Raw genomic sequence first — 14,486 nt, forward strand, 5'->3', positions numbered from 1 at the left:
GAGCTTGCTCGCTAGCCGGAGTTGGAGAGGGGGAGGGAAGCTGCTTGCCCCTCTCCAAGCTGCGCTAGCTCCTGCGGAGCAAGCTTCGCTATCCTCTCCCCTGAAGGGGAGAGGGCGGGTGAGAGACGGCGCACCCACGCCCTACTTCCCCGCCACCGCCCCGCTGCCGGTGAGCACCCGTACATCGGCCGACAGCCCGGCGATCATCTCGCGCGACGGTTTTTCGTCGAAGGCGATCTTGACCGGCACGCGCTGCGTCACCTTGACCCAGTTGCCGGTCGCGTTCTGCGCGGGGAGCACCGAAAATTCGCTGCCCGTGCCCGCGCCGATCGTCAGCACATGGCCGCGGATCTTCAGCCCCGGATAGGCGTCGAAGCTGATTTCGGCGCGCTGGCCGACGCGCATGTCGGCGAGGTCGGTTTCCTTGAAATTGGCCTCGACCCACGGATGCGCGGTGTCGACCAATGTCACCGCGGGCAGCCCAGCGACCATCATCTGGCCGATCTGCAGCCGGTCCGACTGCGCGACGCGCCCCGCGCTCGGCGCGCGCACCTCGGTGCGGCCCAAATTCACCTGCGCCTGCGCGCGCTGGACGCGCGCCGCCTCGACCTGCGGGTTGATTCCGCTCGACGGGCCCGCGGCGAGCTTGACGCGCGCCTCGGCGGCGGCTGCTTCGGCTTGGCGCACGCGCTCGCGCGCCTGACTCACTGCGTGGCGCGCGGCGTCATAGGCGGCCTTGGTGGTGAAGCCCTTTTCCATCAGCGCGGCCTGCCGCCCGAAGGTCACTTCGGCGAATTTCACATCCTCGCGCGCCGCGGCGATATCGACCGCGCTGGTGTTGGCGCTCGCTGACAGATTGCCGACCTCGACCTCGGCCGCATCGATCGCCGCGGTCGCCTGTGCGACATTCAGACGGTAGGGCTCGCCGTCGATGCGGAACAATAATTGCCCCGGGGTGACGTCCTGCCCGTCCTTGACCGCGACCTCGGTGATCCGCCCGCCGACTTCGGCGGCGATCGAGACCTTGTCCATCTGGACATAGGCATTGTCGGTCGACACCGACCCGCCGCTGGTCAGCCACCAGCCCGCGCCGCCCGCGATGAGCATGGCGGGCAGGCCGAACATCAGCAGGCGCGTGCGCCACGTCGGTTTCGTCGCGGCATCGGTCGCCGCGGCGGGCTGCGGCGGCGGCACGGGATCGGCCTTGGGCGGCTTGGCCTCTTCGGCCTTGGCGGGAGCGGTGGCGGAGAGCTGGGCCATCAGATCGTCTCTTTTTCTTTTTGGCATTCGCGGCGGGAGAGGTTGGCGCGCACGCGCTCGACCAGCGCGGCGAGCGTTTCGCGCTCGGCCTCGCTCATCCCTTCGGTGGCTTCGGCGACCGCGGCCTTCGCGGTCTGGCGAAGGTGATCGAGCAGGGGTTCGGCCTGCGTCGTCAGGTACAGCTGCCACGCGCGGCGGTCGGTGGGGTCGGCGCGGCGCTCGACGAGCGCGCTTTCCTCCAGCCGGTCGATCATCCGCGACAGCGTGATCGGCTCGACCTCGATCAGTTCGGCGAGCGGGCCCTGCCTTATTCCGGGGTAGCGCGCCAGATAGGTGAGCACGCGCGACTGCAGCGCGGTGATGCCGCTGTCCTTGGTGCGCGCGTTGAAATCGCGGCGAAACATCCGCGCGGTGTCGTTCAGCAGGAAGCCGATGGTCTCACTCATGGCATGCGATATAATAGCAATTGCTACTATATGCAAGATCATGCTGCGCGGCACTGTCGCCAGCTTCCGCAACATCGACAAATCGCCCGCCGCCGCTAAGGTGCGATCATGACCCTCACCGCCGACCTCTTCTGGTCGTTCCGCTCGCCTTATTCCTATCTTGCGATCGCCCGCTACCGCGCGCTCGCCGCGAGCCACGACCTCGCCATCAACCTGCGCCCGGTCTATCCGCTCGCGATCCGCCAGCCCGACTTTTTCGAGCGCAACCACCCCAACTGGCTGAGCTATACGATGCGCGACATGATCCGCGTCGCGCAGTTCCACGGCATCCCCTTCGGCCCGCCGCGCCCCGACCCGATCGTGCAGGACATCATGACGCGCGAGATCGCCGCCGAGCAGCCATATATCTATCGCCTGACGCGCATCGGCCAGGCCGCCTCACGCCGCGGCAAGAGCCTCGCCTTCGCGCATGAGGCGGCGCAGCTCATCTGGGGCGGCGCGGTCGACTGGCACCTCGGCGACCATCTCGCGGGCGCCGCCAAGCGCGCCGGGCTCGACCTCGCCGAACTCGACGCCGAGGCGGAGCGCGACGCCGAGGCGCTCGACACCGAGATCGCCGCCAATCAGGTCGCGCTCGAAATCGCCGGTCATTGGGGCGTGCCGACGCTCGTCTTCGACGGCGAGCCCTTCTTCGGGCAGGACCGCATCGACATGGCGCGCTGGCGCATGGAGCAGAAGGGCCTGTTGCCGCGATGACCGACCCCGTTTTTTTCGAAGCGCGCGACGGCGTGCGCCTCGCCGTGCGCGAACTGGGCACCGGCCGTCCCGTCGTGTTGCTCCACGGGCTCTTTTCGAGCGCCGAGGTCAACTGGATCAAGTTCGGCACCGCGGCGAAGATCGCCGGAGCGGGCTTTCGCGTGATCATGCCCGACCTCCGCATCCACGGGTCGAGCGAAGCACCGCACGAGGAAGAATTCTACCCGCCCGACATACTCGTCCACGATCTCGAAGATCTGGTCGCGCATTATGGCCTCGACGATTTCGACCTCGGCGGCTTCTCGCTCGGCGCGCGGACCAGCGTGCGCGCGGTCGTCGCGGGCATGCGGCCGCGGCGGCTGATCCTCGGCGGCATGGGGCTCGCCGGCCTCGCCGGCTGGCAAAAGCGCGGCGCCTTCTTCAAGCGCGTGATCGCCGAATATGAAAGCGCGAAGCGCGGCGACGACACTTGGCTGTCGATCCAGTTCATGAAGACGATGAAGGTCGATCGCATCGCCGCGGGGCACCTCCTCGACAGTTTCACCGACACCGCGCCCGAGATGCTCGCCGCGATTACCATGCCGACCTTGCTCGTCTGCGGCGAGCAGGACCAGGACAATGGCTCGGCCCCCGAACTCGCCGCGGCGCTCTCCGACGCACGGCTGGTGACGATCCCCGGCACGCACATGTCGAGCGTGACCCAGCCCGAAATGGGCGACGCGATGGCGGCTTTCCTCGCGGCTTGACCCTGTCCGCGGGCGGGTCCAAACAGCCGTCATAGCGCCATAGAGCGCCCCCACCAGATGAGGATCGCACCCCCATGAAAGCCATGATTTCGACGATGTCGCTCGCCCTGTCGCTCGCGCTCGCCGGCCCCGCGCTGGCGGCCGGAAAGGCGAAGGACAAGCCCGCGGCAGCCAAGTCGACGCAGCCGACCGCAGCCGATGCAGACGCCTTCATCGCCGCCGCCGAAAAGGATCTGTTCGACTATACGGTCGAGGCGAGCCAGGTGAACTGGGTCAACGCGACCTACCTGACCGAGGACACCGACGCGATGGCCTCGCGAATCAACGCGGTGGGTACCGAAAAGGCGGTCAAATACGCGCTCGAGGCCGCGAAATATGCGAGCGTTCCGGGGCTCAGCGAGGACACCAAGCGCAAGCTCGACATATTGCGCAACGGCCTCGTCCTTCCCGCACCGACCAAGCCCGGCGCCGCGACCGAGCTCAACCGCATCGCGACCGACCTCCAGTCGCAATATGGCAAGGGCCGCGGCACGCTGAAGGGCAAGGAAATCTCGGGCTCGGACATCGAGGCCGAGATGGGCAATCTCCAGCACACCCCCGCCGAATTCGCCGAAATGTGGACGAGCTGGCACGACAATGTCGGCGCGCCGATGAAGGGCGACTACGCCAAGCTGGTCGGCATCGCCAACGAGGGCGCGAAGGAGCTCGGCTTCGCCAACACCGGCGCGATGTGGCGCTCGGGCTACGACATGCCGCCCGAGGAATTCGCCAAGACCACCGAGCGGCTTTGGCAGGAAGTGAAGCCGCTCTATATGGCGCTGCACACCTATGTGCGCTCGAAGCTCAACGAGAAATATGGCGACGCGGTGCAGCCCAAGACCGGTCCGATCCGCGCCGACCTGCTCGGCAATATGTGGGCGCAGGAATGGGGCAATATCTATCCGCTCGTCGCGCCCGCGGGCTCGGGTGACCTCGGCTATGACATCGGCGACCTGCTCACCGAAAAGGGCAAGGGGCCGCTCGACATGGTCAAGGCCGGCGAGAATTTCTATTCGTCGCTCGGCATGGAAGCGCTGCCCGAGACCTTCTGGAAGCGCAGCATGTTTACTAAGCCCGCCGATCGCGAGGTCGTGTGCCATGCCTCGGCGTGGGACATCGACAACAAGGACGACATCCGCATCAAGATGTGCATCAAGGTGAATGCCGACGATTTCGTCACCATCCACCACGAACTCGGCCACAATTATTACCAGCGCGCCTATAAGGAACAGCCCTTCCTCTACCTCAACGGCGCGAACGACGGCTTCCACGAGGCGATCGGCGACTTCGTCGCGCTGTCGATCACCCCGCAATATCTGGTGGACATCGGCCTGCTCGACGAGGCCAAGGTGCCGAGCGCCGACAAGGACACCGGGCTGCTGCTGCGTCAGGCGATGGACAAGGTCGCCTTCCTGCCCTTCGGCCTGCTCGTCGACCGCTGGCGCTGGGGCGTGTTCGACGGCACGATCAAGCCCGCCGACTATAACAAGGCCTGGACTCAGCTGCGCACCCAATATCAGGGCATCGTCCCGCCGGGCCAGCGCCCGGCCGAGGCCTTCGACGCGGGTGCGAAATTCCACATCCCGGGCAACACGCCCTACACCCGCTATTTCCTCGCGCGCATCCTGCAGTTCCAGTTCTACAAGGCGGCCTGCGACCAGGCGGGGTGGAAGGGGCCGCTCCACCGCTGCTCCTTCTACGGCAACAAGGAAGTCGGCGCGAAATTGAACGCGATGCTCGAAATGGGCGCGTCGAAGCCCTGGTCCGATGCGCTCGAAGCCTTCACCGGCAGCCGCGAGATGTCGGGCAAGGCGATGGCCGAATATTTCGCGCCGCTGAAGGAATGGCTCGACGAGCAGAACAAGGGCAAGCCGACGGGGTGGTGAGGCGCCTCGCCCTGGCAATGCTGGCGTGCGGCGCTGCGATCCATGCGATCGCTGCGCCGCCGCCGCCACCGCCGCCGCGCAACGATCTGCCGATGACGCTCGACGGATATAATATCGTCGGGCTCTATGGGCGCTACGCCGACTGGCTGGAACGCCACAAGGGGCAGATCATCGATGATGCGATGAAGGATATCCCTGACAGGCCCGGATATCGCCCTCAGGCCCAGATCGTCACCTACAAGAAATTCAGCGACTATGGCCATTATCAGTCGGGCGAGATTCGCGGCTATTGCCGGGCGGTGGGCCAATGGGACGTCGATCGCAACGACTGCCTGTTCGTCTTGCGCAAGGTCAATATACCGGTGGCGGCACTCGACGAGCATAGTCCGCTCGGCGAATTCTTCCGGCAATCCTTCGATCCTGCGACGCTCGTCGCCGCGCTAAGGCGCGAAGGTATCGAGCCGGATTCGGACGTGTGGTCGCTCGATGCCGCACGGATCTTTTCCGAACTCCCGTCACCGGCAACCGTGCTTCGGGCCAACATAAGGACCGAGCTGGTCGATTCGGCCCAATGCCCGCAAATGCAGGCGGAACTGTCCCGCCTCGAGGGCAAGGACATGGCTTATGCGGTCGATATGACGGGCGTGGGCAAGGATGGCCCGGTAGAGGCGCCCGCACCCCATTCGATCATGCGCGAGGACGCGTTGCATATCCGGACGGCGAAAGGCCTCGTCACGGTTATCGGGAAGCAGCGCAGCATGTATGACATGCTAAGCCCGCTCTATGCTGCGGTGGACGACTGCGCGGAACAGCTCGCGCAAAAGGCGGCTCCCTAGCGCATCATGTCGCTGCCGTTTCGACAGACTGCTTGAACCGCGCCAGCCGCGCGCTCGCGGCGGCGGCGTGGGGGCCGATCCAGCGGTCGTGGATGTCCTGGATCGGCATCGCGTTGAGATGGTTCCAGCGCTCGCGGCCGCGGCGCTCGGCGATCACGAGGCCGGCATCTTCCAGCACTTTGAGATGTTGCATCACCGTGCAGCGGTCGATGTCGGCGAAATGCCCGCACAGCGCGCCGGTCGTGAGCGGCTGGTCCTTCAGGTCGTCGAGAATCTGCCGCCGGACCGGTGAGGCGAGCGCCTTGAAGGTTGCGTCGAACGGGTCGTGAATTGACATGTTATATAAATATAACATAAAAGGAGGCGACTCAAGCGGAGAACGGCTATGGAACTGAAATTCCGGGTGGCGGCGCGGATCGCGAAGCCGGTGCACGAGGTGTTCGAGGCGGTCGCCGACCCCGCGAAGCTGTCGAACTATTTCACCACGGGCGGCGCGAAAGGCCGGCTCGAGACCGGCGCGACGGTCGAGTGGGACTTCCACGACTTTCCGGGCGCCTTCCCCGTCTATGTGATCGAGGTCGTCGCCGACGAGAAGATCGTGCTCGAATGGCAGGCCAGCGAGGGTGAGGCGCACAATGTCGAGGGCAGCGACCCCAAGGATGCCGATTACCGCACGCGCGTGACGATGAGCTTCAAGGGCCTCGACGACGGCCGCACGCTCGTCGAGATCGCCGAGGAAGGCTGGCGCGAGAACCAGGGGGCGCTCAGCGCTTCCTACGGCAATTGCCAGGGTTGGTCGCAGATGCTGTGTGCGCTCAAGGTCTGGATCGAGCATGGCATCAACCTGCGCGAGGGCATGTACAAATAGGCGCGGCCTCCGCCGCCCGAGCATCGTGCCGAATTATACCTAGCGTGACAAAGCTTTGCCACAATCTCCCGATAGCCCGGCGTCGGCGGCATCGACCGCCCGACGACAAGAGGGAGGATTTGTGCATCGTTTCATCCTGACCGCCGCGCTTCTGATGGGCGCTTCCACCGCCGCCCAGGCCGCCACCTGCGAGGAAAGTTTCGCCAAGAAGGGCAATCCGGTGACCGGGCTGCGCTTCACTGCGAGCGTGCAGGTCGCGAACATGTCGCCCGCGAGCGCGGTGGGGCAACTCAACGGCATCGTCGCGGCGAAGGGCTATGACATCCTCGTCGCCGACCAGGCTGCGGGCTCGATGCTCATCGAGCAGCCCGCGACGGGGAAGGCGCGGTCCTTTCCGCTCGAGTTTACGGCCGGTGCCGACGGCACGGTGCTGATGGAAGCAAAGCTGCGCGGCGCTTCGTCGGTGCCGGAGGCCGCGGCCAAGGCCGAGATGTGCGGCATTTTGAACCAGCTGAAGGGCGGCAAGGCGGGCGACGCCGCCGCGGCGAAGGGCATGAAGGCGAGCACCGCGCCGGGCGCGCCGCTGCGCATGAGCGTGCTGCGCTTTTCGCAGGACATCACCGGCGAAGCCGAGAAGAACAGCGCGGCGATCCCGCTGCGCTACAAGAACAAGAGCTATACCCTCTACGGCCCGGTCGACAATGTCGGGACGATCGGCGGCGATTATCGCGTCGAATGGAAGATGGTGTCGAACGTGCTCACCGACATCGTCCCCGGCCGCGCCACCGCGAGCACGGCGGTGATCTGCGTGCTGGCGCCGGGGCAGGCGGCCTATGCGCTGCAGCTGAAACCCGGCAAGCATGCCGAGCTCACCGGCATGTTCGACCGCTATGAGGGCGGGCGCTCGCAGGTGTGGCTGAAGGACTGCCGCGTCGTCAAATAGCGGAGACGCGGCCCCTATTCGGGATATTCGAAACGGAGCGGGCGCGATCCCAAAGGCGCGCCCGTATTCGCGTCGACCACGACCGGCCGGATCGCCTGCCCGGTCTCTACGTCGATCTGGCGCGTCAGCGCGCCGGTGCCATTGTGCTTGCGGCCCCAGGCGCCGATCGCCGCGAGGATCGGCAGGAAATCGCGCCCCGCCGCAGTGAGCAGATATTCGTCGCGCGGCGGCCGTGTGCTGTAGCGGCGCTTTTCGATCAGCCCGGCTTCGGCGAGCGCCGCGAGCCGCCGCGCGAGGATGTTCGGCGCGATGCCCAGGCTGGTGCGGATCTGGTCGTAGCGCGTCAGCCCGCGGTCGATGTCGCGCAGGATCAATATGCTCCAGCGGTCGCCGACGCGCATCAGCCCGCGGTCGACGGGGCAGGCGCCCAGATTATTTTCTTGCATACCCATTGAAGCCATATGAGCGAGTAACTATCATTTTGCAAGCGACTGACGCCGGGATGTCTCGGGGGCCGCCTTTTGAAGGAGCAATATGATGACCATCCCCAGTGGAACGGCCCTGATCACGGGCGCCTCGACCGGCCTTGGCGCCGTTTACGCCGACCGCCTCGCCAAGCGCGGGCACGACCTGATCCTCGTTGCGCGCAACGGCGCGCAGATGGAGGAACTCGCCGCGAAGCTGCGCGCCGAGCATGGCATCGCGGTCGATGTGATCGCCGCCGACCTCACCAGGAGCGACGATGTGATGCGGATCGAGCAACGGCTGATCGACGATGCCGCGATCACGCTCTTCGTGAACAACGCCGGCATGTCGCTGAACGGCGGCACGCTCGAAAATAGCGCGGCCGAGATCCAGACGATCATCGCGCTCAACATCACCGCCGCGGCGCGGCTCGCCATCGCGGCGGGCAAGGCGTTTGCGGCGCGCGGCAGGGGCGCGATCGCCAATATCGCCTCGGTCCTCGCGCTCGCCCCCGAGACGTTCGAGGGCGTGTACAGCGGGTCGAAGGCCTTCCTGCTCAACCTCAGCCTGTCGCTGGCGAACAGCGTCCGCGACCGGGGCGTGCTGGTGCAGGCGGTGCTCCCCGGCGCGACGCGCACCGAAATCTGGGAGCGCTCGGGCAAGGATATCGACGCCTTTCCGGCCGAGATGGTGATGGACGCCGGCGACTTGGTCGACGCGGCGCTGCTCGGGCTCGACCGCGGCGAAGAGGTGACGATCCCGCCGCTGGCCGACGAAGCCCAGTGGGATGCCTATCACGCCGCGCGGCTGGCGATGGGGCCGGGGCTTTCGCGGCGCGAGGTCGGCGCACGCTACCGGGTCCGCGAAGGCGTTTGATCGGCGATCCTCCCCGCGCCGGTGGTGCGGGGAGGCGGCTGCTTTCGGGCGGAAGTTGACTAAGTTGACGCCCCATCGCGCGCGGGAACAAAGGGTTAGCGACGATCGTGGTCGGCGCGTGGCGCTGCGGGTGGGCATGGGCGTCATCCGGCAGGGTAGATCATGGCGGGATTTATTAGGAAAGCGGTTTTTGCGGCGGCTGGTTTCGGGCTCCCCACCCCAAAGCCGACCCAACCTTGCCCAACCCCGCCGCCGGCCCTATCGCACGCGCATGGCGAGCAAGAAGACCCCGGCCGGTAGCGGCACGCGCGACAAGCTGATCGCGGCGGCGTTTCGGGCGGTGGCACGCGACGGGCTCGCCGACACCAACGTCAAGTCGATCGCCGCCGAGGCGGGGGTCAATCCGGGGCTGCTCCATTATCATTTTGCGAGCAAGGACGCGCTGCTCGAAGCCGCGGTCGCGGCGGCGTCGGACCAGTATATCGCCGGCCTCGATGCGCTGATCGCCGCCTATCCGCCCGAGACGTTGCTCGACGCCTATATCGCCGATGCCGCCGCCAATCTCGACGCGCATCGCGACCTGTTCCGCGTGCGGCTGTCGCTCGGGGTGCGCGCGATGAACGATGCGGGGCTCGCCGCGCGGCTGGAGGCCGGCAATGCCGAGGCGCGCGGGCGGCTCGCGCGCATCTTCGCAGCGGGCGCAGGGCGCCGCGAGCCGATCGCCATCGACCTGCTGCGCGCGCGGCTGAGCAAGGCGGGGTTCGAGGGACTGATGCTGGCGTGGCTGTCGCAGCCCGATTTTCCCATGCGCGAGGCGATGGCCGAATGGGTCCGCGGCATGCGCGCAAGCCTCGACCAGAAGGACTGATTCCGAATCTTCCGCGCCACCCTCTTGCATCATGGCGCCCGCCCGATTATTTGGTTGGTCAACCAACCTATACGGAGAAGCGAGCGATGCATATTGTCATGACCGGCGCGACATCGGGGTTCGGCGCCAATGCCGCCGGGCGGCTGGCGGCGGAGGGACATAGGCTGACGATCGGCGCGCGGCGGCCCGATGCGGTCGTTCCCGGCTGGAATGCCATGGCGCTGCCGCTCGACCTCGACGATTTTGCGTCGGTCGATACCTTCGGCGATGCGGTCGCCAAGGGGCCGGCGATCGATGCGCTCGTGCTCAACGCGGGGCTGCAGACCGCGGCGCTCGAGACGGGCGCCGAGGGCTATGAGCGGACCTTCGCGGTCAACCAGCTCGCGCATTTCCGGCTGCTCTGCCGCCTGCTGCCCCAGCTCGCGCCCGGCGTGCGGGTGATATTGACCGGAAGCGGGACGCACGATCCCGAAGAAGGGACGATGGTCACGCCGCCGGCGCATGCCAATGCCGAATGGCTGGCCTTTCCCGATCGCGACCCGACGCTGCCCAAAGGCGCACGGTCGCAGGCCTTTCGCGCCTATAGTTCGTCGAAGCTCGCCAATATCATGACCGCGCGCGAACTCGCGCGTCGGCGCCCCGACCTCGCGGCGATGAGCTTTGATCCGGGCTATGTGCCCTGGACCGGGCTGGCGCGGTCGAGCGGGAAAATCCTGTCGTCGCTGGTCAGCCTGATCCTGCCGCTGACGATGAAGCGCGACCGCAAGAGCACGGTGGCGAAGTCGGGCGAGTATCTCGCGGCGCTGGCGGCGGGGCCGGCCTATGCCGGGGCGCATGGCGATTATTGGTCGGTGCGCAATCCCGCGCTGAAACGGATCGAGCCGTCGGCGCTGGCGCGCGACGATGCGGCGTGCGCAAAATTATGGGACGATTGCGAGAGGTTGCTGGGTTTGGCGAAGGCGTAGCGCCGCAGTCGGCCCTCATGCTTATGCGTCACCCCGGACTTGATCCGGGGTCCCGCTCTCGGCTTCCGGAAAGCGGGACCCCGGGTCGAGCCCGGGGTGACGTTCATTTGCAGCGATCTTGAAAACGTGGGGTGGGCTCTCACCCACCCCGCCTGTTTCAGATTCCGTCGACAGCCTTGCTGACGAGGATGTTCACCGCGACGCGGCGGTTCTGCGCCTTGCCTTCGGGGGTGGTATTGTCCGCCGCGGGATCGGCTTCGGCCATGCCGGTCGGGGTCAGCATGCGATAGGGCTTCCAGCCGCACGCCTGCTGCAGATAATTGACCACGCCGCTCGCGCGCTTTTCGCTGAGCGTCTGGTTCAGTTCCTGGCTGCCGGTCGAGTCGGTGTAGCCGACGACGAGGATCAGCGCGTTTTCCGTGCTGTTGGCCTGGTTCGCCGCGGCACAGAGGTCGGCCTTAGCCTGTTCGGACAGCACAGCCTTGCCGGTGTCGAAATTGACGTTGGTCGTCGCCTTCACATTATACTGGTCGATGTCGCCGACGCGGCCGCGCAGCGCCTCGGTCGCGGCGGTCTGTTCGGCGAAGCGCTGGTCGGTGCCGGTGTAGATCATCGACGCGGTGCGCAGATCCTTGTTCTTGAGCGCGACCTGGTTGGCGACGAGGCCGCCGTCCCACTGATAGGTGTCGATGGTCACCGGCAGGCCGTTGAGCAGCGAGCCCGCGGCGAGCTTGTTGGTGCTGAGGCCGAGGAAGCCGCCGCTCGACTTGATCTTGGTATAATCGGCGATGGCGACGCTCTGGGTGGCGCCATCGGCGGTGACGACGTGGATGCGGCCGTCGGTGCGCTTGGCGATGATGCCTTCGACCTTGGGGCCCTTGGTCATCTGGTCGGGGGTCGGCAGCTGGCCGTAGACCGTCGCCATCGGCTCGGCTTCGGTGGTGTCCTGCGCCGCGACGCCGATCGATGCGGTGCTGGCCAGCATGGCGATGGTCAGCAGGAATTTCGGACTGCGGGAAATGGCCTTCATATATTGCTCCTTCGAAAAATCGGGCCGGACTGGCCCTTGCCCATGATCTTCGCGTCAACCTTTGCGGTGGGGCAAAAGTTCAGCGAGGGGGCGCAGGAGCGGGGTGATACGAGCGCATCGCGCGGCGAGCCGTGCAACATATGACGCTTTTGTGGATTCGTATGGTTGATATCGCCGATACCGCGCAAAAACCCGGTTTTGCGTGCTTTTTGTCGTGCTCAGGCGTTGCGCGCCATGAGCCCGCCGTCGACCGGGATCACAGCGCCGGTGATATAGCTGGCGGCCGGGAGGACGAGGCTCAGCGTCACATGCGCGACCTCCTCGGGCTCGCCATAGCGGCGAAGCGCGGTGCGGCGCTTGGCGAAGACCGCCTTATCCTCTTCGGGCACCTTGTCGGTCATGCCGGTGCGGATCGGGCCGGGGCAGATGCAGTTGACCGTGATGCCCTCCTTGCCGAGGTCGACCGCGAGGCCCCGCGTCAGCCCGGTGACGCCGGTCTTGGCGGCCACATAAGGCGTGTCGCCGGGGGTCGCGCCAAGCCCTTCGGTCGAGGCGATGTTGACGATGCGCGCGGCGTCGCTTTTGCGGAGGTACGGCAGCGCGGCGCGGACCATGCGCTGGTGCGCGGTCAGCATCACCGCGAGCGCGCGGTGCCAGATCGCGTCATATTCGTCCTCGGCATCGAGCGGCGCGAAGCTGGAGACGCCGGCGTTGTTGATCAGGATATCGATGCCGCCGAAGCTTTCGGCGATCTTTGTAACGACGCGCTTGATCGCTTCGCCGTCGGCGACGTCGAGCGCGAAGGCCTTGGCGTTCGGGCCGGCTTCGGCGGCGACGGTCTCGCAGGCGGCGAGGTCGAGGTCGGTCACCGCGACCTTTGCGCCTTCGCTTGCGAGCAGCAGCGCGGTCGCGCGGCCCATGCCGCTCGCGGCGCCGGTGACGATCGCGACGCGGCCGGCGATGGAGCGCGAGCGCGCGATCACCGGAAGGGCGGCTCGTTGCCCCCGCCGTTCATCTGAACGGCGGTTCGTTGAAGGCGCGGAGTTTGCGGCTGTGGAGCTTGGCGCCCTCGTCGCGCATCGTCTCGCACGCGCGGATGCCGATCTGGAGATGCGCGGCGATCGCTTCCTCGTAGAAGCGGTTCGCCTGGCCGGGGAGCTTGAGCTCGCCGTGGAGCGGCTTGTCGCTGACGCAGAGCAGGGTGCCGTAGGGGACGCGGAAGCGGTAACCCTGCGCGGCGATGGTGGCGGACTCCATGTCGATGCCGATCGCGCGCGACTGCGAGAAGCGGAGCGCCGAGTCGGTGTAGCGCAGCTCCCAGTTGCGGTCGTCGGTCGTGACGACGGTGCCGGTGCGCATGCGTTTCTTGAGGTCGGCGCCCGTCGCGCCCGACACCGCTTCGGCAGCGGTCGCGAGCGCGACCTGCACCTCGGCGATCGGCGGGATCGGGATGGCGACGGGGAGGACGGCGTCGAGGATATGATCGTCGCGGAGGTACGCGTGCGCGAGGACGTAATCGCCGATGCGCTGGCTGGGGCGGAGCCCGCCGCAGTGGCCGATCATCAGCCACGCCTCGGGGCGCAGCACCGCAAGATGGTCGCAGATCGTCTTGGCGTTCGACGGGCCGACGCCGATATTGACGAGGGTGATGCCGCCGCCGTCGGGGGCGATCAGGTGATAGGCGGGCATCTGGTGCCGCCGCCACGCGCTGTCGGCGACGAGCGCGCTGGCGTTGACGCCCGGCTGGTCGACATAGAGCCCAGCGGCGCCCGCGAGCGCGGTGTAGCGGCCCTGGCCGACCTGCGCCCCCGCCCAGGCGACGAATTCGTCGACGTAACGGTGGTAGTTGGTGAAGAGGATGTAGCGCTGGAAATGCTCGGGCGCGGTGCCGGTGTAATGGCGGAGGCGTGCGAGCGAGAAGTCGGTGCGCAGCGCATCGAACAGCGCGAGCGGCTGCGACGCCGCGGGGTCGGCACCGAACAGCCCGTCGGCGAGCTCGTCGCCGATGTCGGCGAGTTCGGTGGTCGGGAAATGGCGCGCGAGTTCGAGCGGAGTGACGCGGCCCATGTCCGACCCGTCGCTGGCGTCGAGCACATAGGGGAAGGGGATCTGCTGCCCGGTGCGCGTGACCTCGATCTCGATGTCGTAATGCCGCGCGAGCAGGGTGAGCTGATCGCGGAGATAATCGGCGAAGAGGTCGGGGCGGGTGACCGTGGTTTCGAACACCCCCGCGCGCTCGAAGCGGCCGAAGGAGAGGTTGTGCCCCTTCTGCCCCTCGCGCTGTTCGCCGGTGGTGGTGAGGCGGATCGCGGGATAGTCGAAGAGGCCGGTCGCGGCGGCGTCGGCGGGCGGCAGCGTGCCGTCGTGGACATAGGCGGCGATCGCCGATTTCAGATTGGAGACCGAGGTACGGAAGCGGGTCTGCAGCTCGGCGATGATCCCTTCGACGAGGGCGGCGGGATCGGCGATGTTCTGGTTTTGCGATGAGGATGTCATCGCGAC

General features: G+C 66.8%; 16 protein-coding genes. 9 read left to right on the forward strand and 7 right to left on the reverse strand.

The window, feature by feature from the left end; all coding sequences use genetic code 11:
- Nucleotides 1-141: 141 nt before the first annotated feature.
- Nucleotides 142-1,260 carry an HlyD family secretion protein gene (locus tag ATE62_RS05735; protein WP_082662626.1) on the reverse strand — a complete coding sequence of 373 codons (1,119 nt, stop codon included), beginning with the start codon at nt 1,258-1,260 and terminating at the stop codon, nt 142-144.
- A complete protein-coding gene (locus ATE62_RS05740) occupies nt 1,260-1,706 on the reverse strand; it encodes a MarR family winged helix-turn-helix transcriptional regulator (protein ID WP_058808703.1) in 447 nt (148 codons plus the stop codon). Before ATE62_RS05740 ends, ATE62_RS05735 begins: the two co-directional genes overlap by 1 nt.
- 108 nt (nt 1,707-1,814) lie before the next feature.
- Between ATE62_RS05740 and ATE62_RS05745 the strand changes: the two genes are divergently transcribed.
- From ATE62_RS05745 to ATE62_RS05760, 4 genes are all read left to right on the forward strand, one after another.
- Nucleotides 1,815-2,462, forward strand: coding sequence for a 2-hydroxychromene-2-carboxylate isomerase (locus ATE62_RS05745; RefSeq protein ID WP_058808704.1), 648 nt, complete (start codon nt 1,815-1,817; stop codon nt 2,460-2,462).
- Nucleotides 2,459-3,208 carry an alpha/beta fold hydrolase gene (locus ATE62_RS05750; RefSeq protein ID WP_058808705.1) on the forward strand — a complete coding sequence of 250 codons (750 nt, stop codon included), beginning with the start codon at nt 2,459-2,461 and terminating at the stop codon, nt 3,206-3,208. Before ATE62_RS05745 ends, ATE62_RS05750 begins: the two co-directional genes overlap by 4 nt.
- Before the next feature lie 74 nt (nt 3,209-3,282).
- Nucleotides 3,283-5,133, forward strand: coding sequence for a M2 family metallopeptidase (locus ATE62_RS05755; protein ID WP_058808706.1), 1,851 nt, complete (start codon nt 3,283-3,285; stop codon nt 5,131-5,133).
- A complete protein-coding gene (locus ATE62_RS05760) occupies nt 5,130-5,969 on the forward strand; it encodes a hypothetical protein (protein ID WP_156420580.1) in 840 nt (279 codons plus the stop codon). The genes ATE62_RS05755 and ATE62_RS05760 overlap by 4 nt, the downstream gene beginning before the upstream one ends.
- 4 nt (nt 5,970-5,973) lie before the next feature.
- Here the strand turns inward: ATE62_RS05760 and ATE62_RS05765 are convergent, their stop codons facing one another.
- Nucleotides 5,974-6,306 carry an ArsR/SmtB family transcription factor gene (locus tag ATE62_RS05765; protein WP_058808708.1) on the reverse strand — a complete coding sequence of 111 codons (333 nt, stop codon included), beginning with the start codon at nt 6,304-6,306 and terminating at the stop codon, nt 5,974-5,976.
- 48 nt (nt 6,307-6,354) lie between these two features.
- On the opposite strand from ATE62_RS05765, the gene ATE62_RS05770 reads away from it, so the two are divergent.
- The gene (locus ATE62_RS05770; protein ID WP_058808709.1) at nt 6,355-6,837 is read left to right on the forward strand and encodes an SRPBCC family protein; all 483 of its coding nucleotides are present in this window, start codon (nt 6,355-6,357) and stop codon (nt 6,835-6,837) included.
- Between the two features lie 121 nt (nt 6,838-6,958).
- The gene (locus ATE62_RS05775) at nt 6,959-7,780 is read left to right on the forward strand and encodes a hypothetical protein (RefSeq protein WP_058808710.1); all 822 of its coding nucleotides are present in this window, start codon (nt 6,959-6,961) and stop codon (nt 7,778-7,780) included.
- Between the two features lie 14 nt (nt 7,781-7,794).
- Here the strand turns inward: ATE62_RS05775 and ATE62_RS05780 are convergent, their stop codons facing one another.
- Complete coding sequence (locus tag ATE62_RS05780) at nt 7,795-8,232, reverse strand: winged helix-turn-helix transcriptional regulator (RefSeq protein WP_197411699.1); 438 nt, start codon at nt 8,230-8,232, stop codon at nt 7,795-7,797.
- An 82-nt stretch (nt 8,233-8,314) separates the two neighbouring features.
- Here ATE62_RS05780 and ATE62_RS05785 point away from each other — a divergent pair, with 82 nt between their 5' ends.
- The 3 genes from ATE62_RS05785 to ATE62_RS05795 all read left to right on the forward strand — a co-directional run bounded on the left by ATE62_RS05785 (nt 8,315) and on the right by ATE62_RS05795 (nt 10,954).
- Nucleotides 8,315-9,121, forward strand: coding sequence for an SDR family NAD(P)-dependent oxidoreductase (locus tag ATE62_RS05785; RefSeq protein ID WP_156420581.1), 807 nt, complete (start codon nt 8,315-8,317; stop codon nt 9,119-9,121).
- A 271-nt stretch (nt 9,122-9,392) separates the two neighbouring features.
- Nucleotides 9,393-9,989 carry a TetR/AcrR family transcriptional regulator gene (locus tag ATE62_RS23555; RefSeq protein WP_058808713.1) on the forward strand — a complete coding sequence of 199 codons (597 nt, stop codon included), beginning with the start codon at nt 9,393-9,395 and terminating at the stop codon, nt 9,987-9,989.
- Nucleotides 9,990-10,075: 86 nt separating this feature from the next.
- Nucleotides 10,076-10,954: an SDR family NAD(P)-dependent oxidoreductase gene (locus ATE62_RS05795; protein WP_058818457.1), complete on the forward strand. Its 879-nt coding sequence runs from the start codon at nt 10,076-10,078 to the stop codon at nt 10,952-10,954.
- A gap of 157 nt (nt 10,955-11,111) precedes the next feature.
- Here ATE62_RS05795 and ATE62_RS05800 read toward each other — a convergent pair whose 3' ends face one another.
- The 3 genes from ATE62_RS05800 to ATE62_RS05810 all read right to left on the reverse strand — a co-directional run bounded on the left by ATE62_RS05800 (nt 11,112) and on the right by ATE62_RS05810 (nt 14,480).
- Entirely contained in the window at nt 11,112-11,984 is an 873-nt protein-coding gene (locus ATE62_RS05800) for an OmpA family protein (protein WP_058808715.1), read from the reverse strand.
- 218 nt (nt 11,985-12,202) lie between these two features.
- On the reverse strand, nt 12,203-12,967 hold the full coding sequence (locus ATE62_RS05805; RefSeq protein WP_058808716.1) for an SDR family NAD(P)-dependent oxidoreductase: 765 nt from the start codon (nt 12,965-12,967) through the stop codon (nt 12,203-12,205).
- Between the two features lie 28 nt (nt 12,968-12,995).
- The gene (locus ATE62_RS05810; RefSeq protein WP_058808717.1) at nt 12,996-14,480 is read right to left on the reverse strand and encodes an AMP nucleosidase; all 1,485 of its coding nucleotides are present in this window, start codon (nt 14,478-14,480) and stop codon (nt 12,996-12,998) included.
- Between the last annotated feature and the right edge of the window lie 6 nt (nt 14,481-14,486).

The sequence above is a fragment of the Sphingopyxis sp. HIX genome (assembly GCF_001468285.1).
Classification (GTDB): Bacteria; Pseudomonadota; Alphaproteobacteria; order Sphingomonadales; family Sphingomonadaceae; genus Sphingopyxis.

Coding starts and splice junctions, on each gene's coding strand:
- ATE62_RS05735 (WP_082662626.1), bottom strand. CDS start 1,260: ATGGCCCAGCTCTCCGCCACCGCTCCCGCCAAGGCCGAAGAGGCCAAG.
- ATE62_RS05740 (WP_058808703.1), bottom strand. CDS start 1,706: ATGAGTGAGACCATCGGCTTCCTGCTGAACGACACCGCGCGGATGTTT.
- ATE62_RS05745 (WP_058808704.1), top strand. CDS start 1,815: ATGACCCTCACCGCCGACCTCTTCTGGTCGTTCCGCTCGCCTTATTCC.
- ATE62_RS05750 (WP_058808705.1), top strand. CDS start 2,459: ATGACCGACCCCGTTTTTTTCGAAGCGCGCGACGGCGTGCGCCTCGCC.
- ATE62_RS05755 (WP_058808706.1), top strand. CDS start 3,283: ATGAAAGCCATGATTTCGACGATGTCGCTCGCCCTGTCGCTCGCGCTC.
- ATE62_RS05765 (WP_058808708.1), bottom strand. CDS start 6,306: ATGTCAATTCACGACCCGTTCGACGCAACCTTCAAGGCGCTCGCCTCA.
- ATE62_RS05770 (WP_058808709.1), top strand. CDS start 6,355: ATGGAACTGAAATTCCGGGTGGCGGCGCGGATCGCGAAGCCGGTGCAC.
- ATE62_RS05780 (WP_197411699.1), bottom strand. CDS start 8,232: ATGGGTATGCAAGAAAATAATCTGGGCGCCTGCCCCGTCGACCGCGGG.
- ATE62_RS05785 (WP_156420581.1), top strand. CDS start 8,315: ATGATGACCATCCCCAGTGGAACGGCCCTGATCACGGGCGCCTCGACC.
- ATE62_RS23555 (WP_058808713.1), top strand. CDS start 9,393: ATGGCGAGCAAGAAGACCCCGGCCGGTAGCGGCACGCGCGACAAGCTG.
- ATE62_RS05795 (WP_058818457.1), top strand. CDS start 10,076: ATGCATATTGTCATGACCGGCGCGACATCGGGGTTCGGCGCCAATGCC.
- ATE62_RS05800 (WP_058808715.1), bottom strand. CDS start 11,984: ATGAAGGCCATTTCCCGCAGTCCGAAATTCCTGCTGACCATCGCCATG.
- ATE62_RS05810 (WP_058808717.1), bottom strand. CDS start 14,480: ATGACATCCTCATCGCAAAACCAGAACATCGCCGATCCCGCCGCCCTC.